This window comes from Pseudomonas sp. KK4 (assembly GCF_001984065.1).
Classification (GTDB): domain Bacteria; phylum Pseudomonadota; class Gammaproteobacteria; order Pseudomonadales; family Pseudomonadaceae; genus Aquipseudomonas.
Genome location: NZ_LYVP01000033.1, coordinates 17,812 through 43,413, shown reverse-complemented (window position 1 = coordinate 43,413; position 25,602 = coordinate 17,812). Strand labels below are relative to the sequence as shown.

The following is a 25,602-nucleotide window of genomic DNA, read 5'->3' as shown; positions in this document are numbered from 1 at the left end:
ACACCGCGGCCTTGAGTCCATCGCGAGCAAGCTCGCTCCTACAAACGCCGGCACGATCATGACCGAAGCACTGCTAATGCTTGTCAGCACCGCCCTGATCAACAACCTCGCGTTGCACTGGCCGCTGGGTGTCGATCCGTTGTTGGCGGCCCGACGTCGGCAGGTTCATGCCCTGGGCATCGCGACCACCTGCCTGATGCTGATCGTCGGTGTACTTGGTCATGCGTTCTATCACTGGTTGCTGGTGCCGCTGCAGATCACTGGGTTGCGCCTGTTTGTATTGCTGCCCCTGAGCGTGCTGCTGATCGCTCCGCTGCTTAGCGGCCTGTCGCGGCTGTTCTCAACACTGTCGTTCGAGGGGTTGTGGCCGCTGTTGCTGGGCAACGCCGGCGTGCTCGGGCTGGCGCTGCTCAGTGTGCAGAACGACAAAGGCTGGTTGGCTGCGGCCGCCCTGAGCCTGGGGGCCGGGCTCGGGTTCTGGCTGGTGCTCAGTCTGTTCAGCGACTTGCGTCAACGCACACTCGACAATGATATTCCCCTGCCTTTTCGCGGCCTGCCCATCGACCTGATCGGTGCCGGACTGATCGCAGTGGCTTTTCTCGGATTCACCGGACTGATCAAAACATGAGTCTGATTCAACGCATCGACGCCCTGTTGCCGCAGACCCAATGCGGCAAGTGCGGGCATCCCGGATGCAAGCCTTACGCCGAAGGCATCGCCAGTGGCGAGCCAATCAACAAGTGCCCGCCGGGCGGTAAAGAAACCATCAACGCCCTGGCCGAACTGCTGAACGTGCCGGTGTTGGAGCTGGATGTCAGCCGGGGTTCAGCACCGGCGCAGATCGCCTACATTCGCGAAGCCGAGTGCATCGGCTGCACCAAATGCATCCAGGCGTGCCCGGTGGATGCCATCGTCGGTGCCGCCAAGCTGATGCACACGGTGATCATCGATGAGTGCACCGGTTGCGATCTGTGCGTGGCGCCCTGCCCGGTGGACTGTATCGAGATGCGCCCGCTGCCGACGGCCACGGTGCTGCCGATTGTCGGTGGCATGGCGTTCAGCCTTGAAGAGCAACGGGCCAGGGCCGCCAAGCGCAATCACGCGCGGCGCCGCTTCGAGCAACGCAATGCCCGTTTGCAAAGGGAAGAACAACAGAAAATCGCCGAACGTCAGGCCCGCGCCCAACGGGCCGTTCAGCCCAATGAAGTCAGCCTCGATCCGGTGCAGGCGGCCCTTGAGCGAGTTCGGGCGCAGAAAGCGGCCAACGCCGATGCCGCCTTGAAGAAAGCCAGGATCGATGTGGCGATGAGCCGCGCGCAATTGACCAAATCCCTCAAGGCGTTCGGCCACCCGCCGACCTTCGAGCAGCAGTCGCAGTTGATTGTGCTGCAACAACAGTTCGAAGCCGCCGAACAGGCCTTGGCGCAGTTGGAACGCAGCGCGCCGCCTGCACCTGCGATTGCTCCCGTGACCGCTTCAGCAAAGAACGCCGATTTGAATCGGGCGAAGATCCAGCTGGCCATGCGTCGCTCCGAACTGAAAAAAGCCCAGGCCGCCCAAGCCTCCACCGCGCAGTTAGAAGCCCTGGAACTCGCCGTGCGCGAAGCCGAACGCCAGGTGGACGCCCATGCAACCCCTTGAGTCGGTCGACACACGCCTGCAGCAGGCGATGAAAACGGTGCTGCTGGCGACCCTGCCTGGCATGCTGGCGTTGTTCTGGCTATACGGCTGGGGGGTGTTGATCAATCTGCTGCTGGCGAGCGCCGGTGCCTTGGTCGTGGAAGCCGCGGTGCTGCACTTGCGCAAGCGGGCGCTCAAGCCGACGTTGAGCGATGGCAGTGCCCTCGTCAGCGCAACGCTGCTGGCCCTTGCGTTACCGCCCTACTGCCCTTGGTGGCTGACGGTCAGTGCCGTCGCCTCGGCCATGCTGTTCGGCAAGCACCTGTACGGCGGTGTCGGCAGCAACCCTTTCAACCCGGCGATGCTCGGTTTTGCCCTGGTGATGGTGACTTTTCCCCAACAGATGACCCAATGGCCCGCGGCCCACGGCATGGATCTGTGGGGCGGTCTGCAACAGGTGTTCGGCTTCGGCCATGCACCCGATGCCTGGGTCCGCGCCACGGCGCTGGACAGCCTGCGGATCAACAAAAGCCTGACCATGGACGAACTATTCTCGAGCAACCAGGCGTTCGGCCACTTCGGTGGACGGGGGGTGGAATGGGTCAACCTGGCATTTCTGGCGGGCGGCGCATTTCTGCTGCAGCGACAAGTCATCAGCTGGCATGCGCCGGTCGGCATGCTTGCCAGCCTGTTCATCATCAGCCTGTTGTGCTGGAACGGCTCGGGATCGGACTCCAATGGCTCGCCGCTGTTTCATCTGCTCAGCGGCGCCAGCATGCTGGGCGCGTTTTTCATCGTCACCGAACCGGTATCCGGCGCGAAGGCACCTGGCGGGCGACTGTTGTTCGGAACCGGCGTCGGGCTGCTGACCTATGTGATTCGCACATGGGGCGGTTACCCGGATGGGGTGGCCTTTGCCGTGCTGTTGATGAACCTCGGTGTGCCGGCGCTGGAGCGCCTTGTCGCCACCCGGCAGGAGCGGACCGCACCATGAACCGCGGATCGAGCGTTTTCGTTCTGGCGTTGCTGGCCGCTCTGGGGATCGGGCTGAGCTACGTCGCGCAGTACAACAGCGCGCCACGCATTGCGGCAGAACAACGCCTGATCGACAGTGACAAACTGCTGGACCTGCTGCCCCGCGACAGCTACGACAACTTGCCGCTGGAACAACCGCTCAGCCTGGACGACACCGCGTTGGGCACCAGTACGCTGCAGGGCGGATGGCGCGCGACCCGGACCGGCCAGGCCACTGCCGTGTTACTGCGCAGCCAGACGAGGGGGTATGCGGCAAGCATCGAGTTGCTGATCGCCATCGATCTCAATGGCAGGCTGCTCGGGGTCAAGACCCTCGAACAGACCGAAACGCCGGGGCTGGGCGCCAGGATCGCCGAATGGCCCAATGCATGGCTCTCGCTGTTTTCCGGAAAATCCCTCGTCGAGCCGGACGACAAAGGCTGGGCCTTGAAGAAAGACCAGGGACAATTCGACCAGATCGCCGGGGCGACCATCACCTCCAGAGCCGTGATCAACGCCACCCACGACGCGCTTCGCTATTTCGACACACACCGGCAATCACTGCTCGAGGGGCCTTCCCATGAGTAAATCACCGCCGTTGCAGCACGCCTTGATGCTTGCCCCGCTGGTCGGCGCCACCGGCTCGCTGATGAGTGCACTGGGCCTATGCCTGATGTTCATCGTTGTGGTCTGTGCCTTTGGCGCTGTGATGAGTGCGTTGCGCTCGCGCTTGCTGGCAACGACGCATGTGCTGGCGAGCGTGATCGTCGCCGCCACGCTGACCACTTGCGCAGAGCTCGGCCTGCAGGTGTGGTCACTGCAATGGCATCAACAGATGGGGATTTATTCAGCGCTGATCGCGTTGCAATGTGTCGTGCTGGAGCACGGCGGATTCTTGCGGACTGCCTGGCGCGATCGCCTGCGCCTGTGTGGCGCATTCGGCGCCCTGATGGTGGGCGTGAGCGTGCTGCGCCAGTTGGGCGCCGACGGTGGCTTGCACCTGGCCACGCTGGCCCCTGGCGGTTTCATTCTGCTGGGACTGTTGATCGCCGCCTGGCAGGCGTGGCACCGTCCAACATCTGAACAATGATCGTTTTCGAGGAAACTCACCGCCCATGAATGCCGCAAAACGTCTGGAAATATTCCGCAGGCTGCATGAAGACAATCCGGAGCCGAAGACTGAACTGGCTTATTCATCACCGTTCGAGTTGCTGATCGCGGTGATTCTTTCGGCGCAATCGACCGATGTCGGCGTCAACAAAGCCACGGCCAAACTGTTTCCCGTCGCCAATACACCTGCTGCGATTCACGCACTGGGCGTCGAAGGGTTGTCGGAATACATCAAGACCATCGGCTTGTTCAACAGCAAGGCGAAAAACGTGATCGAGACCTGTCGCTTGCTGGTGGAGCGTCACGCGGGCGAAGTGCCACAAACCCGCGAAGAGCTCGAAGCCCTGCCCGGCGTGGGCCGCAAGACCGCCAACGTGGTGCTCAATACGGCATTCCGTCAGCTGACGATGGCGGTCGACACCCATATCTTCCGGGTCAGCAACCGCACCGGCATTGCTCCGGGCAAGAATGTGGTCGAGGTGGAAAAAAAATTGATGAAGTTCGTGCCCAGGCAATACCTGCTCGATTCCCATCACTGGCTGATCCTTCACGGGCGCTATGTGTGCCTGGCCCGCAAGCCACGCTGCGGCAGCTGCCGGATCGAAGACTTGTGCGAATACAAGCAAAAGACCTCCGACGATTGAGGCGCTATTGAAAATACCGATACGCCGATTGAAAAAATCTTTTTTACCCGCCGTAGGATTGTCGATATAAGGAGCGCCAAAGGCCGTCTTAGCCTGGAGTAACTAAATGAGCACTGGCAAAGAGCAATTGGACGTAGATGATGAATTCGCTGCCGTTGAAGCTGATGATGCCGATCCGGTGGTCGAAGTAGCGAAAACCAACCTGAGCAAGCGCCGCACCATCGACAATCTTCTGGAGGAGCGCCGACTGCAAAAGCAATTGGCCGATTACGATTTTGACTTATGACACCTGAAAGCCTCCGTTACGGAGGCTTTTTTCATTGCGCCGTACTGCGATAAATGCGCGCTCATCGCGAATCGTCTCCGTCGATAAAGTCACACTATTCCATTGCGTTGAGCCAGCTCAATCAGATCGACCAGTGAACGCGCGTTGAGCTTGAGCAACAACCGCGTCTTGTAAGTGCTGACGGTCTTGTTGCTCAAAAACATGCCATCGGCAATTTCCTTGTTGGTCTTGCCTCGGGCCAACTGTTGCAACACCATCATTTCTCGCCCGGAGAGACGATCCACCATTTCGGCCTCGCTGGCATTGCCCAAACTTGCACGCACCGTATGCAGGGCTTGATTGGGAAAGTAGCTGTAGCCGGAAAGCACTGCCTTTATTGCACTGAGCAGCTCGGTGAGATCCTGCTGCTTGCAGACATAGCCGGCAGCCCCCGTTTGCATACAGCGCATGGAAAAGTGCCCCGGTGCCTGGGAAGTCAATATCAGCACCTTCATCGGCATTGCCGTCGATGACAGTCGCGCGATGACTTCCAGCCCGTCCAGTTTGGGTATCCCGATATCCAGAATGACAATATCCGGCATGCATTCGCGCGCCAGTTGCAATGCATCCACCCCGTTATCGGTTTCCGCAACAACTTCGTAGCCATGACGTTCCATCAGCATACGCACCGCAAGACGAATGACGGGGTGATCATCCACGATCAGCACTTTATTCATGGGCAAGTCCAATTTTCGCTGTTCGAATTTTTAGAGCCCGCACAATAGCCTAGTCGTTTCACCCATGGCATGCCGCGCCACCCGGCGACCCGCACCGAGAGACATTCCCTACAAGAAACGCGGATTAATCTTACAAAATTTCATCGAACCCAACGTCGCGAAAAATGTATCCCCTTGATTGCCTTATGGCGCCAGTGGTTTTCCGTATCGGTTTGCTTCCGGTTCGGACCTGAAAAAACAGTGGGCACGTGCATCGCTGTATCAAAGGCAACCAAACTTCAGGGCTGCCAGATCAACTCCGGAAATATCACACACCGAGCATCTACTTGCTCTTACAGCAAAAAATCATGCATGGATAATTATTAACCCAATCGAAAAATCGAAACCCAACAACAGTGATCTCAACTCAAAACCAATCAAGCGGGCATCGACAAAAGCCATGAGTATTCAATATGACCAGACTCAAGAAACGAATGACCAACCCCATGACGCTCATCGCGACATTCGCAACACTGTCTGAAACTTCCGCCGCCATTTCTCTGCCATTCCTCGATAACGATGAAAGAGAAATCTATGTGTGGTTTCTGATCAGCTTTCCGTTTTATCTATTGTTCCTTTTCTTCGCCACTCTCAACTTCAATTACCGGTCGCTGTACTCGCCTTCGGACTTTGAAAAAGACGAAAACTTCCTCAAGGCCATGGATGAAGTCGATCCGCAGGACAGTAACGCCGCGGTGAAATCCCCAGGGTCGGGCGCTTCATCTTGCAGCACCCAGGCACCACCCGAACAAGCCCGCCTGCTCAATCACATTCGCTTGCCTGCGTTATTGAAAGACATGCACATCATCGACGCACGCTGGATGAACAGCCGAGTGGAATTCAGCGCCTTGCTGGACAAGGTTAAAAAACCCCAGGAGGGAAAGACCGATCTGGTTGTATTGCTGACCAACCGGGCGTTGGAAAAATCGCTGAAAGAGTGCCTGCTCAAGTTTTCCAGGCAGCGAACCAAACGAGGCGGCCCCCGTTGCTGCGTTGCCTACGATTTAAGTTCACAACGGGTGACGGTCATGGAGCCGGGGTCGCTGACAAATGGCCGGTAATCCAACATCGACGGCGGCTCTCGGCCTGCTTGCGCGAGATCAGCCTGAAAATCGAGTTCTCGGAATGAAAAAAAACCGTGGCCCCATCGATGACGGGGCCACGGTTCGTTTACAGGCTCAAAGGGCTCAGAACAGCTTGCGGCCCTTGTTCGCGGCAATGCGCATGCGCAAGGCGTTGAGCTTGATGAAGCCCGCTGCGTCGGCTTGGTTGTAGGCGCCGCCATCTTCCTCGAAGGTCGCGATGTTGGCATCGAACAACGATTCGTCGGACTTGCGACCGGTGACGATCACATTGCCCTTGTACAGCTTCAGGCGCACGACGCCGTTCACGTGTGCCTGGGACGCATCGATCATCTGTTGCAGCATCAGACGCTCAGGGCTCCACCAGTAGCCGGTGTAGATCAGGCTGGCGTATTTCGGCATCAGCTCGTCTTTGAGGTGAGCCACTTCGCGGTCCAGGGTGATCGATTCGATCGCACGGTGGGCGCGCAGCATGATGGTGCCGCCAGGGGTCTCGTAGCAGCCACGGGATTTCATGCCCACGTAACGGTTCTCGACGATGTCCAGACGACCGATACCGTGTTCGCCACCGATACGGTTCAGGGTCGCCAGCACGGTGGCCGGAGTCATTTCGACGCCGTCCAGTGCCACGATGTCGCCGTTGCGGTAGGTCAGCTCCAGGTACTGCGGCTTGTCGGGCGCGTTCTCCGGGGAGACGGTCCAGCGCCACATGTCTTCTTCGTGCTCGGTCCAGGTGTCTTCCAGCACACCGCCTTCATAGGAGATGTGCAGCAGGTTGGCATCCATCGAGTACGGCGATTTTTTCTTGCCATGACGCTCGATCGGGATCGCATGCTTTTCAGCGTAATCCATCAGCTTCTCACGGGACAGCAGGTCCCATTCGCGCCACGGAGCGATCACTTTCACGCCTGGCTTCAAGGCGTAGGCGCCCAGTTCGAAACGAACCTGGTCGTTACCCTTGCCGGTGGCGCCGTGGGAAATGGCGTCAGCGCCGGTTTCGTTGGCGATTTCGATCAGGCGCTTGGCGATCAGCGGACGTGCGATGGACGTACCCAGCAGGTACTCGCCTTCGTAGACGGTGTTGGCGCGGAACATCGGGAAGACGAAATCGCGCACGAACTCTTCGCGCAAGTCGTCGATGTAGATCTCTTTGACGCCCATGGCCTGAGCCTTGGCGCGTGCAGGTTCGACCTCTTCGCCCTGACCCAGGTCAGCGGTGAAGGTCACGACTTCACAGTTATAAGTATCCTGCAGCCACTTGAGGATCACCGAAGTGTCCAGGCCGCCGGAATACGCCAGAACGACCTTGTTTACGTCCGCCATGCCATCACTCCACGGGGTTCTACGGAAAGCCGTGAAGTCTACCGCTCATGCAGAATAATTTACAGTGGCGCGACAGCTTATGACGACGAAGCGACAGATTCTGTCGAGGGCGCGACGATGACCGATCGGTCAGGACGTTGCCGAATTGGCCGGCTTTGGGGCTTGAGGCGCTTGAGGAGCCACTTGTTCTGGCGCAGCGCCACGCTCCAGGCGCACGGCAACCCGCCGATTTTTCGCGCGGTTGGCATTGTTGGTATTGGGCGCCAGCGGATAGCTTTCGCCATGGAATCGCAGGGTAATCTGCGACTCCAGAATGCCATTGGCCTTGAAGAACTCCATGACGGCCAATGCCCGGCGCCGCGACAGATCACGGTTGGTGAGGCGATTGCCACTGTTATCGGAGTGGCCGTCGAGTTCGATGTGATTGACCGTCGGGTCGGCCTTCATGTACTCGAGCATCACCTTCAGTTGGGCCTTGGCAGCCGCATCCAGGTCGATGCCGCCACCCGGGAAACCGATCTGCGACTGCTTCACCTGATCGAAATTCTGCGGCAGCAGCTTGGCCACGCACCCCTGATAGTCGGCAAACGCCTTGTTGAACCTCACCGGCAACAGGCGCACTTCCGATACCCTGCCATCCCCCGAAGAATGCCGAACCACGGGGCTGCGGCCATCGATCAGGCCGTTGATCAAACGCCCGGCCTGGGCTTGTGAGCTGTTGAACAACACGTTGCCGCTGCCGATGCGCACCGTGCCCAGGTTGATATCCTCGCGCCCTGGCTGCCACGGCGCCGCGGCGGCCAACAAGGTCGCCGAACCACCGCCCATCATCGCGTTATAGGCGTTGAGCCGAAACGTCGCCTGCTCGCCCGCACGACGCACGAACTGCCCGGAGCCGAAGTCAGTGATCGGCTGAGTCAGGCGGCACTCGAACTTGTCGCCTTCGACCGTCCACTCGATGCTCTCCAGACGGGTCTGGAAAGTGAGCGCCATCGCGGGAAGGCTGGCAAACACACTGAGCAAGGCTAAATAACGCTGGCGCACGGGAGGCTCCACTGGCTTCTGCAACACAAAGACCGACATTACGGCATACCTGTTGGATATCGGAAGCTTGCGGCAAAACTTGATAGCGAGTGCCTGCAAGAGTCTTTTCCGGTAGCATTCCCCTCAGTTTGACCCGCCTGGAATCCCCTCATGTCCGACCGCCTGACCCTGCTGCGTCCCGACGACTGGCATATTCATCTTCGCGATGGTGCTGTGTTGACCAATACCGTCGCGGATGTCGCGCGCACCTTCGGGCGCGCCATCATCATGCCCAACCTGGTACCCCCAGTTCGCAATGCGGCTGAAGCCGACGGCTATCGCCAGCGGATCCTCGCGGCCCGCCCGGCCGGCAGCCAGTTCGAACCGCTGATGGTGCTGTACCTGACCGACCGCACCCAGCCTGAAGAAATTCGCCAGGCCAAGGCCAGCGGTTTCGTTCACGCCGCCAAGCTGTACCCGGCCGGCGCGACCACCAACTCGGACTCTGGCGTCACCAGCATCGACAAGATTTTCCCTGCGATCGAGGCCATGGCCGAAGTGGGCATGCCTTTGTTGATCCACGGTGAAGTCACCCGTGGCGATGTCGACGTGTTCGACCGCGAAAAAATCTTCATCGATGAGCACATGCGTCGTGTGGTCGAGCGTTTCCCGACCTTGAAGGTGGTGTTCGAGCACATCACCACCGCTGACGCCGTGCAGTTCGTCAACTCGGCCCCGGCCAACGTCGGCGCGACCATCACCGCCCACCACCTGTTGTACAACCGCAACCACATGCTGGTGGGCGGGATTCGGCCGCACTTCTACTGCCTGCCGATCCTCAAGCGCAACACCCACCAGGAAGCCCTGCTGGACGCCGCTACCGGCGGCAGCGAGAAGTTTTTCCTCGGCACCGACTCGGCACCCCACGCCCAGCACGCCAAGGAAGCCGCCTGCGGTTGCGCCGGTTGCTACACCGCTTTTGCGGCGATCGAGATGTATGCCGAGGCCTTCGAACAGCGCAATGCGCTGGACAAGCTCGAAGCCTTCGCCAGCCTCAACGGCCCGCGCTTCTACGGCCTGCCGGCGAACACCGATCGCATCACCCTGGTCCGCGAAGAATGGACCGCCCCTGCCAGCCTGCCGTTTGGCGAGCTGACCGTTATCCCGCTGCGCGCCGGTGAAAAACTGCGCTGGCGCCTGCTGGAGGAACACGCGTGAGTGAAGACCATTTCGACGACGAACTGGAAGGTCAAGGCGGTGGAGGCGGTTCGCGTCATCCAATGGCGGCCCGGTTCCGTGGCTACCTGCCGGTGGTCGTCGACGTAGAGACCGGTGGCTTCAACTCGGCCACCGACGCCCTGCTGGAGATCGCCGCGACCACCATCGCCATGGATGAAAAGGGTTTTGTCTACCCGGATCACACCTACTTCTTCCGGGTCGAGCCGTTCGAAGGCGCCAACGTCGAAGCAGCAGCACTGGAGTTCACCGGGATCAAGCTTGATCACCCGCTGCGCATGGCCGTGAGTGAAGAGACTGCGCTGAACGATATCTTCCGTGGCGTGCGCAAGGCCTTGAAGGCCAACGGCTGCAAGCGGGCGATCCTGGTCGGCCACAACAGCAGCTTCGACCTGGGCTTCCTCAACGCCGCCGTCGCGCGTCTGGACATGAAGCGCAACCCGTTCCACCCGTTCTCCAGCTTCGACACGGCCACCCTCGCCGGCCTGGCCTATGGTCAGACGGTGCTGGCCAAGGCCTGTCAGGCTGCCGATATCGACTTCGACGGTCGCGAGGCCCACTCGGCTCGCTACGACACCGAGAAGACGGCCGAGCTGTTCTGCGGCATCGTCAATCGCTGGAAGCAGATGGGTGGCTGGGAAGATTTCGACGACTGATTTGTCGCGATTCTCCTGGTATGAACGCAAACCTGTGGCGAGGGAGCTTGCTTCCGCTGGACTGCGCAGCAGGCCTGTTCGAGGGCTGCTGAGCTGCCCAACGGGAGCAAGCTCCCTCGCCACAGGTTCGGCGTCGCGTTCCAGCCAGCAGCTCAGATTGTGTCACGCATAAAAAAACCGGCCTCGAGGGCCGGTTTTTTTGTACCTGGAGCGTGCCTTACAGAGCAGCGGCGTGCTCGGTCAGGTAAGCAGCAACGCCTTCTGGCGAAGCGTTCATGCCCTTGTCGCCTTTTTTCCAGTTGGCAGGGCAGACTTCGCCGTGCTCTTCGTGGAATTGCAGCGCGTCTACCAGACGCAGCAGCTCTTCCATGTTACGACCCAGTGGCAGGTCGTTGATGATCTGCGAGCGGACAACGCCTTTGTCGTCGATCAGGAATGCGCCACGGAATGCAACGCCGTCAGCGGACTGGACGTCGTAGGCCTTCATGATTTCCTGCTTGATGTCGGCAGCCATGGTGTAACGGACTTCGCCGATACCGCCATTGTTGACCGGGGTGTTGCGCCAGGCGTTGTGGGTGAAATGCGAGTCGATCGAAACGGCAACCACTTCAACGTTACGCGCCTTGAACTCGGACATGCGGTTGTCCAGAGCGATCAGCTCCGACGGGCAAACGAAGGTGAAGTCCAGCGGGTAGAAGAACACCAGGCCGTATTTGCCTTTGATGGCCGAAGACAGGGTGAAGCTGTCAACGATCTCGCCATTGCCGAGTACGGCCGGTACGGTGAAGTCAGGGGCTTGTTTGCCTACGAGTACGCTCATTGGATATCTCCTGGTGTAGTAACGTAAAAACTCAGGTTTGCGCCAGCCTGCCACCCTCAGGCGACAGCCCTGTGACACAAACCCGTTTCGAAAAGACCGGCCATCATACACTGCGTTTTTTGTCTGTCCTCAACCGTTTCTCCCTTCAATGCAAAAATCGCAGTGGCGAAATGCCGGGCATGGCACCGGAGGGCAAACCGTTCGTCAGCCCCGAAAAAACCTTCGGCAAAGCACTTTGACAATCATTCTCGTTAACATTAAGATCCATCGCATTCAAAACATAAACGAGCGACGGTCTTCACTTATGTATGTTTGCCTCTGCATTGGCGTCACCGATGGCCAAATCCGCGATGCGATCTATGAAGGATGCTGCAGCTACAAGGAAGTCCGCCAAGCCACTGGCGTTGCCAGCCAATGCGGTAAATGTGCGACCCTTGCCAAGGAAGTGGTCCGCGAAACCCTGACCACTGTGCAAACCGCCCAGGCTGCGATTCCCTTTCCAGTGGAATTTACAGCTGCATAACTATCGAATCTCAAAGAACCGGACTCATGTCCGGTTTTTTTATGTCTTAAAATCAATTGCTTAGGCGCTAGACGCGGAACACAAACATTCTTATTCCGATTAATTTTCATATATTATTCAATAACTTAGGTTTGACACTCTTAGTTGTGCGGCTCAAACTCTGCCTTATAGACAGCTAATACAGGGCAGGACCCCATCATGAAAGGCGACGTTACAGTCATCCAGCATCTCAACAAAATCCTTGGCAATGAGCTGGTCGCAATCAATCAGTACTTCCTGCATGCGCGCATGTATGAAGACTGGGGCCTGAACAAGCTCGGCAAGCACGAGTACCACGAGTCCATCGACGAGATGAAACACGCGGACAAGCTGATCAAGCGCATCCTGTTCCTTGAAGGCCTGCCGAACGTCCAGGACCTGGGCAAGCTGCACATCGGCGAGCACACCAAGGAAATGCTTGAGTGTGACCTGCGTATCGAGAAAACCGGCCATGCCGATCTGAAAGTGGCTATCGCTCACTGCGAAACCGTCGGCGACTTCGGCAGCCGTGAGCTGCTTGAAGATATCCTCGAGTCCGAAGAAGAACATATCGATTGGCTGGAAACCCAACTTGGCCTGATCGACAAAATTGGTATCGAAAACTATCTGCAATCGCAGATGGGTGATGACGAGTAATGACTCGGCACTAAATTCGATGCAATAAAAAGCCCCGCGCTCTGTTGAAGAGGCGGGGCTTTTTTGTGCCTTTGCTCTTGTAGGAGCGAGCTTGCTCGCGATGGTCGTCAACGATAACGCGGGTAATCTGTTTCTCCGCGGCGTTCTTTGGTCCATCGCGAGCGAGCTCGCTCCTGCAGGAAGCAGGATCAGGCTTCGGTCTTGTTCGCCGCAGCCGCTTCGACAGCCGCCTTGATGGTGGTTTGCAGCGAACCGTCTGCAGCCATCTCGGTCATGATGTCGCTACCGCCGACCAGCTCACCACCGACCCACAGTTGCGGGAAGGTTGGCCAGTTGGCGTATTTTGGCAGGTTGGCGCGGATTTCCGGGTTCTGCAGGATGTCCACGTACGCAAACTTTTCGCCACATGCCATCACGGCCTGCGCGGCTTTCGCGGAGAAGCCACACTGCGGGGCATTCGGCGAACCTTTCATGTAAAGCAGAATGGTGTTGTTGGCAATCTGCTCTTTAATCGTTTCGATGATATCCATGGAGCACCTCGGCTGAACTTTCCGACTCATGGGTCGGCACGGTGGCGCATTGTAACGGAAAGCCGAGCGCCATGCTCGGTCTCTCCGTCAGATACGATCAGGCCGCCGCCACCGTCACCGGCACGCCGTTCAACGCCGCATTCCCCGACAGCTCATCGAGCTGACATTCGTCCGTCAGGTCATTGGCACTGGAACCGGGCTGACCACTGGCAATGGTCATCTGCACACCCGGACGCGCATGACCCCAACCGTGAGGAAGGCTGACCACACCCTTCATCATATCCAGGCTGCCGAGCACTTCCACCTCGATCGCCCCGACCCGCGAGCTGACCCGCACGCGCTGACCGTCGCTCAAGCCACGACTGGCCAGGTCATCCGGGTGCATCAACAGCTGATGCCGCGGCTTGCCCTTCACCAATCGGTGATAGTTGTGCATCCAGGAGTTATTACTGCGCACGTGCCGACGACCGATCATCAACAACTCATCGGCCACAGGCGCCTGCATCGTGGCAAAGCGCTCGAGGTCGGCCAGAATGGCCTCCGGTGCCGCCTGGATTCGCTGATTGGCGGTCTTGAGTCGCGGTGCGAGATTAGGCTTGAGCGGGCCGAGATCGACACCATGGGGATGATCGAACAGGGTCGCCAACGACAATTTGTACTCGGAGGCATCGCCATACAAGCCCATGCGCAAGCCGCGATCGATCATCTGCGCCGGTGCGATGGTCGGTTTCAATTCCTTGCCGGTCCTTGCAGCAAACGCCTTGGCCAGGCCGACGAAAATCTCCCAGTCGTGCAAAGCCCCTTGCGGCTTGGGCAGGATCGCCCGGTTGAAACGACTGACGTTGCGAACCGCGAACATGTTGAACGTGGTGTCGTAGTGATCGTTTTCCAACGCTGAAGTGGACGGCAATATCAGGTCGGCGTAACGGGTGGTTTCATTGATATACAGGTCGACACTGACCATGAACTCCAGCCCGTCCAGCGCCTGTTCCAGCTGACGTCCGTTGGGTGTAGACAGCACCGGGTTGCCCGCCACGGTGATCAGCGCGCGGACCTGCCCTTCCCCTTCGGTGAGCATTTCCTCGGCAAGGGCCGATACCGGCAACTCGCCCGCATACTCCGGGCGCCCGGAAACCCTGCTCTGCCACAAATTGAAATGCCCGCCCGAGGTCGACGCCACCAGGTCCACTGCTGGCTCTGTGCACAGGGCACCACCGACACGGTCGAGGTTGCCGGTGACCAGGTTGATCAACTGCACCAGCCAATGGCACAAGGTACCGAACGCCTGGGTCGAGACCCCCATGCGCCCATAGCACACAGCACTCGGGGCTGCGGCGAAGTCCCGCGCCAACTGGCGGATCTGTTCGGCCGGCACCGCACACAACGGGCTCATGGTCTCGGCGGTAAAACCGGCGACGGCTTCGCGCACCTGATCCAGACCGTCGACCGGCAAGTGGACATCCCGGGTCAGGCCTTCGTCAAACAAGGTATTGAGCAAGCCAGACAGCAACGCCGCGTCGCCACCGGGACGCACGAACAGATGCTGGTCGGCGATGGCCGCCGTTTCACTGCGACGCGGGTCGACCACCACCACTTTGCCGCCACGGGCCTGAATCGCCTTCAAACGCTTTTCCACATCCGGCACGGTCATGATGCTGCCGTTGGATGCCAGTGGATTACCGCCAAGGATCAACATGAAATCGGTGTGATCGATGTCCGGGATTGGCAGCAGAAGGCCATGGCCGTACATCAAATGGCTGGTCAGGTGATGGGGCAGTTGATCCACAGAAGTCGCGGAAAACCGGTTACGGGTTTTCAACAGGCCGAGAAAGTAATTGCTGTGGGTCATCAGCCCGTAGTTATGCACACTGGGATTGCCCTGATAGACCGCCACTGCGTTTTGCCCATGGCGCTGCTGAATGTCAGCCAGACGTTCGGCGACCAGCTTGAATGCGTCTTCCCATTCGATGGGCTGCCATTCGCTGCCCACGCGCCGCATCGGTTGATGCAGGCGATCGGGGTCGTTCTGAATGTCCTGCAGGGCCACGGCCTTGGGGCAGATGTGCCCGCGGCTGAAGGTGTCCAGGGGGTCCCCCTTGATCGAGGTGATCTGCAAATGGCCGGCATCGACCTCGGTGGTTTCGATGGTCAGGCCGCAGATGGCTTCACACAGGTGGCAGGCACGGTGATGGAGAGTCTTGGTCATGGCCAGTCTCTGTCTTGTTCTGGGCGGGCAAGGTCGGCCGCGGAAACAAAACTATGGCGCCTGCCCCGCGAGCGCGCCAGCGACGTTTGTCTTGTGAATTGCGGTCCATCAGGCCAGCCGATGGCAACGCAGGATCAGCTCGACGGCAGCCTGGGCGGCGCCTGCATCTGGATTTCCTGGACGGTTTCGATCTGTTCGTGGGCGACATGCACGCCGGTCAGTTCGCCGATCAGCCGCCAGTGCTCGTCGAGCCCGCTGCTGATGGTGGCCATGCGGTCGATCATCTTGCGCCCGGCATCCCGGGTCACGGGGTCGTGACTGCGCAGCAGTTCGAAGGACATGGATGTGACAGAGGCGGTGAGGTGTGTCAGGGAGCGGGCCGTGAGGCCGAGCAATTCCATTAGCTGCTGTTCTTTCGATTCCATCGGCGGAGGCTTCCTGCATCGCGGGTGTTTTATTTATAACCCAGCACTTTGCATTAGCAAATGTTTCAGATGGAACGCACCGTTTAAACACGTCCCGGCACGACAGGTCAGAAACCGACGGCCGATGCTCTCCCACCGCCCCACTCGATTGCCAAGCTGCGCAGGGGCGGTGTACAAATGCCTGGCTGCTGTCAGGAAACAGGCTTCAAAAGCGCTACTGCGGTTATCCCGTAGCCCCTCTGAAATCCCCTAAAAACCGTAGCCCTATTGGTAAGACGCGACATTTAATTATAAGATCGCGCCTTCCCCTATTTCGTCGCCCCGTGCGGCTTACGCCGCAGGTCTCGCCCGTTGTTCCGTTAAACAAGGCTTTGAGCATCTGCGGTTTGTAGCAAAAAGGTAGTCAATGATGAGCGCAAGGCACTTTCTCTCCCTGATGGATTGCACGCCCGAAGAGCTGGTCAGCGTGATCCGTCGAGGCGTTGAGCTCAAGGACCTGCGTAACCGCGGCGTACTGTTCGAGCCTCTGAAAAACCGCGTGCTCGGGATGATCTTCGAGAAGTCCTCGACCCGCACCCGCATTTCGTTCGAAGCCGGCATGATCCAGCTCGGGGGCCAGGCGATCTTCCTGTCGCCGCGCGACACCCAACTGGGCCGCGGCGAGCCGATCAGCGACGCCGCCATCGTCATGTCGAGCATGCTCGATGCGGTGATGATCCGTACCTTTTCCCACAGCACCCTGACCGAATTCGCCGCCAATTCCCGGGTGCCGCTGATCAATGGCCTGTCCGACGATCTGCACCCGTGCCAGTTGCTGGCCGACATGCAGACCTTCCTCGAACACCGTGGCTCTATCCAAGGCAAAACCGTGGCCTGGATCGGCGACGGCAATAACATGTGCAACAGCTATATAGAAGCGGCGATCCAGTTCGACTTCCAGTTGCGCATCGCCTGCCCGCAAGGTTATGAGCCCAACCCGGTGTTCGTGGCCCAGGCCGGCGATCGGGTGACCATCGTGCGCGACCCGAAGGATGCCGTGCGCGGCGCCCATCTGGTGAGCACCGACGTCTGGACCTCCATGGGCCAGGAAGAGGAAACCGCCAAGCGTCTTGAGCTGTTCGCGCCCTATCAGGTCAACCGCGCGCTGCTCGACCTGGCCGCCGACGATGTGCTGTTCATGCATTGCCTGCCGGCCCACCGTGGCGAAGAGATCAGCGTCGACTTGCTCGATGATCCACGCTCGGTGGCCTGGGATCAGGCGGAAAACCGTCTGCACGCGCAGAAGGCCCTGCTCGAATTCCTCGTCGAGCCGGCGTACCACCACGCATGAGCCAGCCATTACTGCTTAACCTGCGCAACCTCGCCTGTGGCTATCAGGACCAGCGAGTGGTGCAGAACCTCAACCTGCACCTGAACGCCGGTGACATCGGTTGCCTGCTGGGTTCTTCCGGCTGCGGCAAGACCACCACCCTGCGCGCCATCGCCGGGTTCGAGCCGGTGCACGAAGGTGATATCCAGCTGGCCGGCGAGACCATTTCCAGCGCCGGTTTCACCCTGGCACCGGAGAAACGCCGGATCGGCATGGTGTTCCAGGACTACGCGCTGTTTCCGCACCTGAGCGTGGCCGACAACATCGCTTTCGGCATTCGCAAGCATCCGCAAAAGGATCGTGTGGTCGAAGAGCTGCTGGAACTGGTCAACCTGAAAAACCTCGGCAAGCGCTTTCCCCATGAGCTTTCCGGTGGCCAGCAGCAGCGCGTCGCCCTGGCCCGCGCCTTGGCGCCGGAGCCACAACTGCTGTTGCTCGACGAACCCTTCTCCAACCTCGATGGCGAATTGCGTCGCAAGCTCAGCCATGAGGTGCGCGACATTCTCAAGGCCCGGGGCACCAGCGCCATTCTGGTGACCCACGACCAGGAAGAAGCCTTCGCGGTCAGTGATCATGTCGGTGTGTTCAAGGAAGGTCGGCTGGAGCAATGGGACACGCCCTACAACCTGTACCACGAACCGTTGACGCCCTATGTAGCCAGTTTCATCGGCCAGGGCTACTTCATACGCGGTCAGTTGAGCAGCCCGGAATCGGTGCAGACCGAGCTCGGTGAGTTGCGCGGCAATCGGGCCTACACCTGGCCGGTCGGGGGGGCGGTCGATGTATTGCTGCGCCCGGACGACATCGTCTATGCGCCGGACAGCGCCTTGCGGGCGCGCATCGTCGGCAAGTCGTTCCAGGGCGCCTCGACCCTGTATCGCCTGCAGATGCCGACAGGTGCGCAGCTGGAGTCGATCTTCCCCAGCCATGCCGATCATCAGGTCGGGGCGCACGTGGGGATTGGCGTGGCGGCGGAACATCTGGTGTTGTTTCAGGCCAGTGGCAGCACCGCGGCGCAGATACCGAGCGTGGAATCCGGCGTTCGACGCTACAGCACCGCCAACTGATACACGCGGAAAAATGTGGGAGCGGGCTTGCTCGCGAAGGCGTAGTGCCAGTCGACAATCATATCGACTGACAGGACGCCTTCGCGAGCAAGCCCGCTCCCACATGTGTTTTTGTCACCCCAGAAGAAGCATCCCGCTCGCAACGAGTGTCGCGTGCCCGCCAATCTTCACCCGATCCCCCTCCAGTCGACAGAACAGCTCACCGCCGCGCTTCGAGCACTGGTAAGCCGTCAGGCTCGACTTGCCCAGGCGTTTTGACCAGTACGGAATCAGGCTGCAATGGGTCGAGCCGGTCACCGGGTCTTCATTGATGCCAATGGCCGGCGCGAAGTAGCGCGAAACGAAATCGTGCTTGCTGCCACGGGCGGTGACGATGGCACCCAGCCAGGGCAGTTTCGCCAGAGCGACCATGTCCGGCTGACAGTCGAGCACTGCCTGCTCGGATTCCAGCACCACGAACAATTCGTTGGAGCCCAGCGCATCGACGGCTTCCACACCCAGGGCGCGTTCGATGTCCAGGGTCACCCCCACCTCAGACGGCACGATGGCCGGAAAATCCAGCCACAGGCGCCCACCCTCACGACTGACGCTCAGCGGGCCAGACTTGCAGGTGAAGTCCAGGCGCTCGACGGGTTCCTTGTAGATCTCGAACAGCACATGGGCGCTGGCCAGGGTCGCGTGCCCGCACAGCGGCACCTCGGTGGTCGGGGTGAACCAGCGAATGTGCCAGCCCTGCCCCTCGCGCACCACAAAGGCGGTTTCCGCCAGATTGTGCTCGGCGGCGATTTTCTGCATCAACTCATCGGCCAGCCAGGCATCCAGCCGATAGACCATGGCCGGGTTTCCGCTGAAGGCTTGATCGGTGAAGGCATCGACCTGGTGAAACTCCAATTGCATAACCTGTCCCTTTGTTGGAGCGAGCTCGCTCGCGGTGGTCGTTAACGAAAACTCGGGCATTCTGGTTTCCCGCGGTGCTTTGAGTCCATCGCGAGTGAACTCGCTCCTACAGGGGAAGCGATCCGTCAGGCGCGGCCGATGTCGGCAAATTTTGCCTGGGTGTGTTCGGCCAATAGGGCGGGGGCCAGTTCGACTTCCAGCCCGCGCCGGCCCGCGCTGACGAAGATGCTCGCGAAGGGCTGGGCCGAATTATCGATAAAGGTGCGCAGACGCTTTTTCTGCCCCAGCGGACTGATTCCGCCCAACAGATACCCCGTCGAGCGTTGCGCTGCAGCCGGGTCGGCCATTTCGGCTTTCTTCACCCCGGCCGCATGGGCCAGGGCTTTGAGGTCCAGGGTTCCACCCACCGGCACCACCGCCACCAGCAATTCGCCTTTTTCACTGGCCGCCAGCAAGGTCTTGAACACCTGGGCAGGGTCCAGGCCAAGCTTTTCCGCGGCCTCCAATCCGTAGGACGCCGCTTTCGGGTCGTGCTCATAACTGTGCACACGGTGTTCGGCGCGAGCCTTTTTCAGCAAATCCAACGCGGGGGTCATGAAAACTCCAGACTGGGCGGCAACAGAAAATACTGCGTCCGATTCTAGGACATTGGTCGACAAAAGGCTTCCAAACGAAACCATGCCTGAAACAGTTCACTTTCGACCTTTGACAGCCCTCTTTCCTGTCTATATTTTTTCGTTTGTGAAGCTAATCGAAAACACCGCTTGCTACAAAACACGCAATACCGACGAATTTCTTGATACCGTTGGCCCATGATCGTGCCAACGCGCGCCAGGCTTCACTCCCTTATTTCGTCCAAGGCAATCGACATGACCGACACACAGAATAAGAACTACATCATTGCCCTCGATCAGGGTACGACCAGCTCCCGGGCGATCATTTTCGACCGCGACGCCAACGTGGTCTGCACCGCACAGCGTGAATTCGCCCAGCATTACCCGCAAGCCGGCTGGGTCGAACATGACCCGATGGAAATCTTCGCCACCCAGAGCGCCGTCATGGTCGAAGCCCTGGCGCAAGCCGGCCTGCACCACGATCAGGTAGCGGCAATCGGTATCACCAACCAGCGTGAAACCACCGTGGTCTGGGACAAGAACACCGGTCGGCCGATCTACAACGCCATTGTCTGGCAATGCCGTCGCAGTACCGAGATCTGCCAGCAACTCAAGCGCGACGGCCATGAGCAGTACATCAGCGAAACCACCGGCCTGGTCACCGACCCCTACTTCTCCGGCACCAAGCTCAAGTGGATCCTCGACCACGTCGACGGCAGCCGTGAACGCGCGCGCAACGGCGAATTGCTGTTCGGCACTGTCGACAGCTGGCTGATCTGGAAATTTACCGGCGGCAAGGTGCACGTCACCGATTACACCAACGCCTCGCGCACCCTGCTCTTCAACATCCACACCCTGAAGTGGGACGCGAAGATGCTGGAGTTGCTGGATATCCCTCGGGAAATGCTGCCTGAGGTTAAAGCGTCATCAGAAATCTACGGCCGCACCAAGAGCGGCATCGCCATCGGCGGGATCGCCGGCGACCAGCAGGCAGCGCTGTTCGGGCAGATGTGCGTCGAAGCCGGCCAGGCGAAAAACACCTACGGCACCGGTTGCTTCCTGCTGATGAACACCGGCAGCAAAGCCGTCAAATCCAGTCACGGCATGCTCACCACCATTGCCTGCGGCCCACGGGGCGAAGTGGCGTATGCGCTCGAAGGCGCGGTATTCAACGGCGGTTCCACCGTGCAATGGCTGCGCGACGAACTGAAAATCATCAACGACGCCCACGACACCGAATACTTCGCCAGCAAGGTCAAGGACAGCAATGGCGTGTACCTGGTCCCGGCCTTCACCGGGCTCGGCGCGCCGTACTGGGACCCCTATGCCCGGGGCGCGCTGTTCGGCCTGACCCGTGGCGTACGCGTGGACCACATCATCCGCGCCGCGCTGGAATCGATCGCCTATCAGACCCGCGACGTGCTCGACGCGATGCAGCAGGACGCCGGCGAACGCCTCAAGTCGCTGCGCGTGGACGGCGGTGCGGTGGCGAACAATTTCCTCATGCAGTTCCAGGCCGACATCCTCGGCACCCAGGTCGAACGGCCGAAGATGCGCGAGACCACGGCGCTGGGCGCGGCCTATCTGGCGGGCCTGGCCTGCGGGTTCTGGGGCAGCCTGGAAGAGCTGCGCGGCAAAGCGGTGATCGAGCGCAAATTCGAGCCGACCCTGGACGAAACGGCGAAGGAAAAACTCTACGCCGGCTGGAAAAAAGCCGTCAGTCGCACCCGCGATTGGGAGCCGCACGAAGAGACTGAATAACCCAGCGTGTGCATGTAACTGGTCGGGAGTGGATTCCTGCGGCATCATGGGCAAATTTTGCACGGCAGCCCAAAGGACGCCCCATGAATCTGCCTCCCCGTCAGCAGCAAATCCTCGAACTGGTTCGCGAACGCGGCTACGTCAGCATCGAGGAAATGGCCACGCTGTTCGTTGTCACTCCGCAGACTATCCGCCGCGACATCAATCAACTGGCCGAAGCCAATCTGCTGCGTCGCTACCACGGTGGTGCGGCCTACGATTCCAGTGTCGAAAACACCGCCTACGCGATGCGCGCCGATCAGATGCGCGACGAGAAGCAGCGCATCGGCGAAGCGATCGCGGCGCAGATTCCCGATCATGCCTCGCTGTTCATCAACATCGGCACCACCACCGAATCCATCGCCCGCGCCCTGCTCAATCACAGCCATCTGAAAATCATCACCAACAACCTGCACGTGGCCTCGATGCTCAGCGCCAAGGATGACTTCGACGTGCTGCTGACCGGCGGCAACGTGCGCCGCGACGGTGGCGTGGTGGGTCAGGCCAGTGTCGATTTCATCAATCAGTTCAAGGTCGACTTTGCCCTGGTGGGCATCAGCGGCATCGATGAAGACGGCAGCCTGCTGGACTTCGATTATCAGGAAGTGCGGGTGTCCCAGGCGATCATCGCCAACGCCCGGCAAGTGATCCTCGCCGCCGACTCCAGCAAGTTCGGGCGCAACGCCATGATCCGCCTGGGGCCGATCAGCCTGGTCGATTGTCTGGTCACCGATCAGCCGCCATCGCCGGCGCTGTCGCAGTTGCTGAATCAGCACAAGGTGCGCCTGGAAGTCGTTTAACCCCTACCCCTGTGGCGAGGGAGCTTGCTCCCGCTGGGCTGCGAAGCGGCCCTAAAATCGCTCGATCGAGTTCATTCAGATCCACTGGGACGGCCTCTTTTGCGACGGCTGCGCCGCCGAGCGGGAGCAAGCTCCCTCGCCACGGAAGCACGCGGCTTAATCATTCCATGTTCGTATATTTTCCTTTGAAGGCCATTCGATGAGTTTTTTCAATCGAACGTGACTGGCTGCGCGCCTCTTTATGGGCTAATATTTTCGCAAATGAACATCTATGTTCGATTTCAAATACCGAACATCAAAGAATCCCGAGGCCTTAGCCGATGCCCACTTCCACCTTGCCTACGCCCCCACTCGCCGAGGTCTACGATATCGCCGTCATCGGTGGCGGGATCAATGGCGTGGGGATCGCCGCGGATGCCGCCGGCCGTGGCCTTTCGGTGTTCCTTTGCGAAAAGGATGATCTGGCCAGCCATACTTCGTCGGCCAGCAGCAAGCTGATCCACGGCGGTCTGCGCTACCTCGAACATTACGAATTCCGCCTGGTGCGCGAAGCCCTCGCCGAGCGCGAAGTGCTGCTGACCAAGGCGCCGCACATCGTCAAGCAAATGCGCTTCGTGCTGCCTCACCGTCCGCACCTGCGTCCGGCCTGGATGATCCGTGCCGGCCTGTTCCTGTACGACAACCTCGGCAAGCGCGAACAGCTCAAAGGCTCGAAAAGCCTGAAGTTCGGTGCGGACAGCGCACTGAAAAACGAAATCACCAAAGGCTTCGAGTACTCCGATTGCTGGGTCGACGATGCACGCCTGGTGGTGCTGAACGCCATGGCCGCACGGGAAAAAGGCGCCCATGTCCACACCCTGACCCGTTGCGTCAGCGCCCGTCGCACCAAGGGCCTGTGGCACCTGCACCTGGAGCGCGCCGATGGCAGCCTGTTCTCGATCCGCGCCAAAGCCCTGGTGAATGCCGCGGGTCCATGGGTAGCTAAATTCATTCGTGATGATCTGAAAATGGAATCGCCCTACGGCATTCGCCTGATCCAGGGCAGCCACCTGATCGTGCCGAAGCTGTATGAAGGCGAGCACGCGCACATTCTGCAAAACGAAGATCAGCGCATCGTGTTCACCATTCCGTACCTGAACCACTTCACCCTGATCGGCACCACAGACCGCGAGTACACCGGTGATCCGGCGGCTGTGGCGATCACGGACGGCGAAACCGATTACCTGCTGAACGTGGTCAACGCCCACTTCAAGAAGCAGATCGGCCGCGAAGACATCCTGCACAGCTATTCCGGTGTGCGTCCGCTGTGCAACGACGAGTCCGACAACCCGTCGGCGGTCACCCGCGACTACACCCTGGCGTTGTCGGGCAGTGGTGAAGAAGCCCCTCTGCTCTCGGTGTTTGGCGGAAAATTGACCACCTACCGCAAGTTGGCCGAATCGGCCCTGGCTCAACTGGCGCCTTACTTCTCGCATATCTTGCCGAGCTGGACCGCCAACGAAACCCTGCCAGGTGGCGAAGGCATGACCACGCCCCAGGCGCTGAGTTCGCAGTTGCGCGACACGTTCGACTGGCTCCCCACCGAAATTGCCCGGCGCTGGGCCACCACCTACGGCAGTCGCACCTGGCGCATGCTCGAAGGCGTACAAAGCTTGAGCGACCTGGGCGAACACATCGGCGGTGGTCTTTACACCCGCGAAGTCGATTACCTGTGCAGTGAGGAGTGGGCCACCACCGCCCACGACATTCTGTGGCGGCGCACCAAGCTCGGTCTGTTCACCACCGTCGAGGAACAGGACAAGCTCAAGGATTATCTGAGCAGGGTCGAACAGAACCGCAGCAAGATCGAAGCGGCCTGATCACACGGCCTAAAAAAACCCCTGAATCTGGCGATTCAGGGTTTTTTTTATGCCGCTCGTGCAGGGCTGCTGTCTCTATAGATCCCGCAGATCCGACTCATGTATGGGCTGATCACGATGTGTGGCCCGTTGATACTGCGCCGGCCAGACCGCCTTGCGGCCGCCCAGGTCGTCGTCCGCGTGCAGCGGCCAGTACGGATCACGTAACAGCTCGCGGGCGAGGAAGATGATGTCCGCCTGACAGGTGCGCAGAATGTGCTCAGCCTGCGCCGGCTCGGTGATCATGCCGACGGTGCCGGTGGCGATGCCCGATTCCTTGCGTACACGTTCGGCGAAACGGGTCTGGTAACCCGGACCGGTAGGGATTTCCGCGTTGGCCGCGGTCCCCCCCGACGAGACATCGATCAGGTCCACCCCCAGCGTCTTGAGGCGCCTCGCCAACTCGACGGTTTCATCAGGGTTCCAGCCGTCCTCTACCCAGTCCGTGGCCGACACCCGCACAAACAGCGGCAGCTCTTCAGGCCAAACCGCACGCACTGCTTCAGTCACCTGCAGCACCAGGCGGATGCGATTTTCGAATGAACCGCCGTACTGGTCACGCCGCTGATTACTCAGGGGCGACAGAAACTGGTGCAGCAGATAACCGTGGGCCGCATGCACTTCCACCACTTTGAAACCGGCGACAAGCGCGCGCCTGGCCGCGTCGACGAAGGCCTGAATGATATCGGCGATTTCAGTTTCTTCGAGTTGTTTGGGTTTGGTGTGTTCCGGATCGAAAGCAATCGGTGACGGGCCGACCGGGATCCAGCCGCCGTCTTCGACCTTGACGCTACCGTGCTTGCCAATCCACGGCCGAAAGGTGCTGGCCTTGCGTCCGGCATGGGCGAGCTGAATGCCGGCCACCCCGCCCTGGGCGGTGATAAAGCGGGTAATGCGTTGCAGCGGTTCGATCTGCTCATCGTTCCACAAACCAAGGTCTTGGGCGGTGATCCGTCCGTCGGCGGTGACCGCCGTGGCTTCGGTCAACACCAGCCCGGCACCGCCGATGGCACGGCTGCCGAGATGAACCAGGTGCCAGTCGTTGGCCAGGCCATCGACACTGGAATACTGGCACATGGGAGAGACCGCGATGCGATTGAGCAGGGTCAGTTGGCGCAAGGTATAGGGTTCAAGCAGCAGACTCATGGGGCACCTCTCGAATCAGTGGTCAGGCTCCAGGGTTCTGTTTGAAAAGTCGACGAGTGACAGGAAAAAGGATGCAACACCCG

29 protein-coding genes are annotated in these 25,602 nt (G+C 59.8%); 19 read left to right on the top strand and 10 right to left on the bottom strand.

The features are described 5' to 3' along the window. Nucleotides 1-58: 58 nt before the first annotated feature. The 7 genes from B0W55_RS13695 to B0W55_RS13665 all read left to right on the top strand — a co-directional run bounded on the left by B0W55_RS13695 (nucleotide 59) and on the right by B0W55_RS13665 (nucleotide 4,674). Nucleotides 59-628 carry an Rnf-Nqr domain containing protein gene (locus B0W55_RS13695; RefSeq protein WP_077046520.1) on the top strand — a complete coding sequence of 190 codons (570 nt, stop codon included), beginning with the start codon at nucleotides 59-61 and terminating at the stop codon, nucleotides 626-628. Continuing rightward, nucleotides 625-1,641 carry an electron transport complex subunit RsxB gene (rsxB, locus tag B0W55_RS13690; RefSeq protein ID WP_077046511.1) on the top strand — a complete coding sequence of 339 codons (1,017 nt, stop codon included), beginning with the start codon at nucleotides 625-627 and terminating at the stop codon, nucleotides 1,639-1,641. Before B0W55_RS13695 ends, rsxB begins: the two co-directional genes overlap by 4 nt. Further along, nucleotides 1,628-2,614 carry an RnfABCDGE type electron transport complex subunit D gene (locus tag B0W55_RS13685; protein ID WP_077046510.1) on the top strand — a complete coding sequence of 329 codons (987 nt, stop codon included), beginning with the start codon at nucleotides 1,628-1,630 and terminating at the stop codon, nucleotides 2,612-2,614. The genes rsxB and B0W55_RS13685 overlap by 14 nt, the downstream gene beginning before the upstream one ends. Beyond that, nucleotides 2,611-3,222 carry an RnfABCDGE type electron transport complex subunit G gene (locus tag B0W55_RS13680; RefSeq protein WP_077046509.1) on the top strand — a complete coding sequence of 204 codons (612 nt, stop codon included), beginning with the start codon at nucleotides 2,611-2,613 and terminating at the stop codon, nucleotides 3,220-3,222. The genes B0W55_RS13685 and B0W55_RS13680 overlap by 4 nt, the downstream gene beginning before the upstream one ends. After that, nucleotides 3,215-3,724 (top strand): Rnf-Nqr domain containing protein, encoded by a 510-nt coding sequence (locus B0W55_RS13675; protein WP_077046508.1) that lies wholly within the window; start codon nucleotides 3,215-3,217, stop codon nucleotides 3,722-3,724. Before B0W55_RS13680 ends, B0W55_RS13675 begins: the two co-directional genes overlap by 8 nt. Nucleotides 3,725-3,749: 25 nt before the next feature. Next, a complete protein-coding gene (gene nth / locus B0W55_RS13670; RefSeq protein ID WP_077046507.1) occupies nucleotides 3,750-4,388 on the top strand; it encodes an endonuclease III in 639 nt (212 codons plus the stop codon). 106 nt (nucleotides 4,389-4,494) lie between these two features. Beyond that, nucleotides 4,495-4,674 (top strand): PA3496 family putative envelope integrity protein, encoded by a 180-nt coding sequence (locus B0W55_RS13665; RefSeq protein ID WP_077046506.1) that lies wholly within the window; start codon nucleotides 4,495-4,497, stop codon nucleotides 4,672-4,674. 89 nt (nucleotides 4,675-4,763) lie between these two features. Here B0W55_RS13665 and B0W55_RS13660 read toward each other — a convergent pair whose 3' ends face one another. After that, on the bottom strand, nucleotides 4,764-5,390 hold the full coding sequence (locus B0W55_RS13660) for a response regulator transcription factor (protein ID WP_077046505.1): 627 nt from the start codon (nucleotides 5,388-5,390) through the stop codon (nucleotides 4,764-4,766). A gap of 452 nt (nucleotides 5,391-5,842) precedes the next feature. Here B0W55_RS13660 and B0W55_RS13655 point away from each other — a divergent pair, with 452 nt between their 5' ends. After that, nucleotides 5,843-6,490, top strand: a complete 648-nt coding sequence (locus tag B0W55_RS13655) for a hypothetical protein (RefSeq protein WP_077046504.1) — start codon at nucleotides 5,843-5,845, stop codon at nucleotides 6,488-6,490. A gap of 126 nt (nucleotides 6,491-6,616) precedes the next feature. On the opposite strand, the gene B0W55_RS13650 is transcribed toward B0W55_RS13655, so the two are convergent. Then, complete coding sequence (locus B0W55_RS13650) at nucleotides 6,617-7,834, bottom strand: argininosuccinate synthase (protein ID WP_007938916.1); 1,218 nt, start codon at nucleotides 7,832-7,834, stop codon at nucleotides 6,617-6,619. Nucleotides 7,835-7,963: 129 nt separating this feature from the next. Beyond that, nucleotides 7,964-8,878, bottom strand: a complete 915-nt coding sequence (locus B0W55_RS13645; protein WP_077046519.1) for an OmpA family protein — start codon at nucleotides 8,876-8,878, stop codon at nucleotides 7,964-7,966. Between the two features lie 150 nt (nucleotides 8,879-9,028). Between B0W55_RS13645 and pyrC the strand changes: the two genes are divergently transcribed. Together pyrC and rnt are read left to right on the top strand one after the other, a co-directional pair. Continuing rightward, entirely contained in the window at nucleotides 9,029-10,075 is a 1,047-nt protein-coding gene (gene pyrC / locus B0W55_RS13640) for a dihydroorotase (RefSeq protein ID WP_077046503.1), read from the top strand. After that, entirely contained in the window at nucleotides 10,072-10,749 is a 678-nt protein-coding gene (gene rnt / locus B0W55_RS13635; RefSeq protein WP_077046502.1) for a ribonuclease T, read from the top strand. The genes pyrC and rnt overlap by 4 nt, the downstream gene beginning before the upstream one ends. A gap of 217 nt (nucleotides 10,750-10,966) precedes the next feature. Here rnt and B0W55_RS13630 read toward each other — a convergent pair whose 3' ends face one another. Continuing rightward, nucleotides 10,967-11,569 (bottom strand): peroxiredoxin, encoded by a 603-nt coding sequence (locus tag B0W55_RS13630; RefSeq protein ID WP_007971324.1) that lies wholly within the window; start codon nucleotides 11,567-11,569, stop codon nucleotides 10,967-10,969. Here B0W55_RS13630 and B0W55_RS29985 point away from each other — a divergent pair. The 3 genes from B0W55_RS29985 to bfr all read left to right on the top strand — a co-directional run bounded on the left by B0W55_RS29985 (nucleotide 11,569) and on the right by bfr (nucleotide 12,767). After that, nucleotides 11,569-11,808 (top strand): hypothetical protein, encoded by a 240-nt coding sequence (locus tag B0W55_RS29985; protein ID WP_139340913.1) that lies wholly within the window; start codon nucleotides 11,569-11,571, stop codon nucleotides 11,806-11,808. The two genes, B0W55_RS13630 and B0W55_RS29985, sit on opposite strands and share 1 nt — an antisense overlap. A gap of 65 nt (nucleotides 11,809-11,873) precedes the next feature. Beyond that, complete coding sequence (locus B0W55_RS13625; protein ID WP_077046501.1) at nucleotides 11,874-12,092, top strand: bacterioferritin-associated ferredoxin; 219 nt, start codon at nucleotides 11,874-11,876, stop codon at nucleotides 12,090-12,092. Nucleotides 12,093-12,290: 198 nt separating this feature from the next. Next, nucleotides 12,291-12,767, top strand: a complete 477-nt coding sequence (gene bfr / locus B0W55_RS13620; RefSeq protein ID WP_077046500.1) for a bacterioferritin — start codon at nucleotides 12,291-12,293, stop codon at nucleotides 12,765-12,767. A 188-nt stretch (nucleotides 12,768-12,955) separates the two neighbouring features. Here bfr and grxD read toward each other — a convergent pair whose 3' ends face one another. The 3 genes from grxD to B0W55_RS13605 all read right to left on the bottom strand — a co-directional run bounded on the left by grxD (nucleotide 12,956) and on the right by B0W55_RS13605 (nucleotide 15,928). After that, nucleotides 12,956-13,297 (bottom strand): Grx4 family monothiol glutaredoxin, encoded by a 342-nt coding sequence (gene grxD, locus B0W55_RS13615; protein WP_007943565.1) that lies wholly within the window; start codon nucleotides 13,295-13,297, stop codon nucleotides 12,956-12,958. 97 nt (nucleotides 13,298-13,394) lie between these two features. Next, nucleotides 13,395-15,503 (bottom strand): molybdopterin oxidoreductase family protein, encoded by a 2,109-nt coding sequence (locus B0W55_RS13610; RefSeq protein WP_077046499.1) that lies wholly within the window; start codon nucleotides 15,501-15,503, stop codon nucleotides 13,395-13,397. A 134-nt stretch (nucleotides 15,504-15,637) separates the two neighbouring features. After that, on the bottom strand, nucleotides 15,638-15,928 hold the full coding sequence (locus tag B0W55_RS13605; protein ID WP_077046498.1) for a hypothetical protein: 291 nt from the start codon (nucleotides 15,926-15,928) through the stop codon (nucleotides 15,638-15,640). A gap of 409 nt (nucleotides 15,929-16,337) precedes the next feature. Here B0W55_RS13605 and argF point away from each other — a divergent pair, with 409 nt between their 5' ends. Both argF and B0W55_RS13595 read left to right on the top strand, forming a co-directional pair. Next, the gene (gene argF, locus B0W55_RS13600) at nucleotides 16,338-17,258 is read left to right on the top strand and encodes an ornithine carbamoyltransferase (RefSeq protein ID WP_077046497.1); all 921 of its coding nucleotides are present in this window, start codon (nucleotides 16,338-16,340) and stop codon (nucleotides 17,256-17,258) included. After that, the gene (locus B0W55_RS13595; protein ID WP_077046496.1) at nucleotides 17,255-18,364 is read left to right on the top strand and encodes an ABC transporter ATP-binding protein; all 1,110 of its coding nucleotides are present in this window, start codon (nucleotides 17,255-17,257) and stop codon (nucleotides 18,362-18,364) included. The genes argF and B0W55_RS13595 overlap by 4 nt, the downstream gene beginning before the upstream one ends. Nucleotides 18,365-18,478: 114 nt before the next feature. On the opposite strand, the gene B0W55_RS13590 is transcribed toward B0W55_RS13595, so the two are convergent. Together B0W55_RS13590 and ybaK are read right to left on the bottom strand one after the other, a co-directional pair. Further along, nucleotides 18,479-19,261 carry a PhzF family phenazine biosynthesis protein gene (locus B0W55_RS13590; protein ID WP_077046495.1) on the bottom strand — a complete coding sequence of 261 codons (783 nt, stop codon included), beginning with the start codon at nucleotides 19,259-19,261 and terminating at the stop codon, nucleotides 18,479-18,481. A gap of 125 nt (nucleotides 19,262-19,386) precedes the next feature. Further along, nucleotides 19,387-19,857, bottom strand: a complete 471-nt coding sequence (gene ybaK / locus B0W55_RS13585; protein ID WP_077046494.1) for a Cys-tRNA(Pro) deacylase — start codon at nucleotides 19,855-19,857, stop codon at nucleotides 19,387-19,389. On the opposite strand from ybaK, the gene B0W55_RS29980 reads away from it, so the two are divergent. The 4 genes from B0W55_RS29980 (at nucleotide 19,856) to glpD (ending at nucleotide 24,334) form a co-directional block, all read left to right on the top strand. After that, nucleotides 19,856-20,077 (top strand): hypothetical protein, encoded by a 222-nt coding sequence (locus tag B0W55_RS29980; RefSeq protein ID WP_139340912.1) that lies wholly within the window; start codon nucleotides 19,856-19,858, stop codon nucleotides 20,075-20,077. The two genes, ybaK and B0W55_RS29980, sit on opposite strands and share 2 nt — an antisense overlap. A gap of 53 nt (nucleotides 20,078-20,130) precedes the next feature. After that, the gene (gene glpK, locus B0W55_RS13580; RefSeq protein WP_077046493.1) at nucleotides 20,131-21,636 is read left to right on the top strand and encodes a glycerol kinase GlpK; all 1,506 of its coding nucleotides are present in this window, start codon (nucleotides 20,131-20,133) and stop codon (nucleotides 21,634-21,636) included. Nucleotides 21,637-21,719: 83 nt separating this feature from the next. Beyond that, the gene (locus tag B0W55_RS13575) at nucleotides 21,720-22,475 is read left to right on the top strand and encodes a DeoR/GlpR family transcriptional regulator (protein ID WP_077046492.1); all 756 of its coding nucleotides are present in this window, start codon (nucleotides 21,720-21,722) and stop codon (nucleotides 22,473-22,475) included. Between the two features lie 320 nt (nucleotides 22,476-22,795). After that, a complete protein-coding gene (gene glpD, locus B0W55_RS13570; RefSeq protein ID WP_077046491.1) occupies nucleotides 22,796-24,334 on the top strand; it encodes a glycerol-3-phosphate dehydrogenase in 1,539 nt (512 codons plus the stop codon). A 75-nt stretch (nucleotides 24,335-24,409) separates the two neighbouring features. Here glpD and B0W55_RS13565 read toward each other — a convergent pair whose 3' ends face one another. Beyond that, entirely contained in the window at nucleotides 24,410-25,519 is a 1,110-nt protein-coding gene (locus tag B0W55_RS13565; protein ID WP_077046490.1) for an NADH:flavin oxidoreductase/NADH oxidase, read from the bottom strand. Nucleotides 25,520-25,602 lie beyond the last annotated feature (83 nt).

Bases quoted from the DNA above. Each gene is read 5' to 3' on its own strand.
- B0W55_RS13695 (WP_077046520.1), top strand. From the start codon at position 59: ATGACCGAAGCACTGCTAATGCTTGTCAGCACCGCCCTGATCAACAAC.
- rsxB (WP_077046511.1), top strand. From the start codon at position 625: ATGAGTCTGATTCAACGCATCGACGCCCTGTTGCCGCAGACCCAATGC.
- B0W55_RS13685 (WP_077046510.1), top strand. From the start codon at position 1,628: ATGCAACCCCTTGAGTCGGTCGACACACGCCTGCAGCAGGCGATGAAA.
- B0W55_RS13680 (WP_077046509.1), top strand. From the start codon at position 2,611: ATGAACCGCGGATCGAGCGTTTTCGTTCTGGCGTTGCTGGCCGCTCTG.
- B0W55_RS13675 (WP_077046508.1), top strand. From the start codon at position 3,215: ATGAGTAAATCACCGCCGTTGCAGCACGCCTTGATGCTTGCCCCGCTG.
- nth (WP_077046507.1), top strand. From the start codon at position 3,750: ATGAATGCCGCAAAACGTCTGGAAATATTCCGCAGGCTGCATGAAGAC.
- B0W55_RS13665 (WP_077046506.1), top strand. From the start codon at position 4,495: ATGAGCACTGGCAAAGAGCAATTGGACGTAGATGATGAATTCGCTGCC.
- B0W55_RS13660 (WP_077046505.1), bottom strand. From the start codon at position 5,390: ATGAATAAAGTGCTGATCGTGGATGATCACCCCGTCATTCGTCTTGCG.
- B0W55_RS13655 (WP_077046504.1), top strand. From the start codon at position 5,843: ATGACCAGACTCAAGAAACGAATGACCAACCCCATGACGCTCATCGCG.
- B0W55_RS13650 (WP_007938916.1), bottom strand. From the start codon at position 7,834: ATGGCGGACGTAAACAAGGTCGTTCTGGCGTATTCCGGCGGCCTGGAC.
- pyrC (WP_077046503.1), top strand. From the start codon at position 9,029: ATGTCCGACCGCCTGACCCTGCTGCGTCCCGACGACTGGCATATTCAT.
- B0W55_RS13630 (WP_007971324.1), bottom strand. From the start codon at position 11,569: ATGAGCGTACTCGTAGGCAAACAAGCCCCTGACTTCACCGTACCGGCC.
- B0W55_RS13625 (WP_077046501.1), top strand. From the start codon at position 11,874: ATGTATGTTTGCCTCTGCATTGGCGTCACCGATGGCCAAATCCGCGAT.
- bfr (WP_077046500.1), top strand. From the start codon at position 12,291: ATGAAAGGCGACGTTACAGTCATCCAGCATCTCAACAAAATCCTTGGC.
- grxD (WP_007943565.1), bottom strand. From the start codon at position 13,297: ATGGATATCATCGAAACGATTAAAGAGCAGATTGCCAACAACACCATT.
- B0W55_RS13610 (WP_077046499.1), bottom strand. From the start codon at position 15,503: ATGACCAAGACTCTCCATCACCGTGCCTGCCACCTGTGTGAAGCCATC.
- B0W55_RS13605 (WP_077046498.1), bottom strand. From the start codon at position 15,928: ATGGAATCGAAAGAACAGCAGCTAATGGAATTGCTCGGCCTCACGGCC.
- argF (WP_077046497.1), top strand. From the start codon at position 16,338: ATGAGCGCAAGGCACTTTCTCTCCCTGATGGATTGCACGCCCGAAGAG.
- B0W55_RS13595 (WP_077046496.1), top strand. From the start codon at position 17,255: ATGAGCCAGCCATTACTGCTTAACCTGCGCAACCTCGCCTGTGGCTAT.
- B0W55_RS13590 (WP_077046495.1), bottom strand. From the start codon at position 19,261: ATGCAATTGGAGTTTCACCAGGTCGATGCCTTCACCGATCAAGCCTTC.
- B0W55_RS29980 (WP_139340912.1), top strand. From the start codon at position 19,856: ATGAAAACTCCAGACTGGGCGGCAACAGAAAATACTGCGTCCGATTCT.
- ybaK (WP_077046494.1), bottom strand. From the start codon at position 19,857: ATGACCCCCGCGTTGGATTTGCTGAAAAAGGCTCGCGCCGAACACCGT.
- glpK (WP_077046493.1), top strand. From the start codon at position 20,131: ATGACCGACACACAGAATAAGAACTACATCATTGCCCTCGATCAGGGT.
- B0W55_RS13575 (WP_077046492.1), top strand. From the start codon at position 21,720: ATGAATCTGCCTCCCCGTCAGCAGCAAATCCTCGAACTGGTTCGCGAA.
- glpD (WP_077046491.1), top strand. From the start codon at position 22,796: ATGCCCACTTCCACCTTGCCTACGCCCCCACTCGCCGAGGTCTACGAT.
- B0W55_RS13565 (WP_077046490.1), bottom strand. From the start codon at position 25,519: ATGAGTCTGCTGCTTGAACCCTATACCTTGCGCCAACTGACCCTGCTC.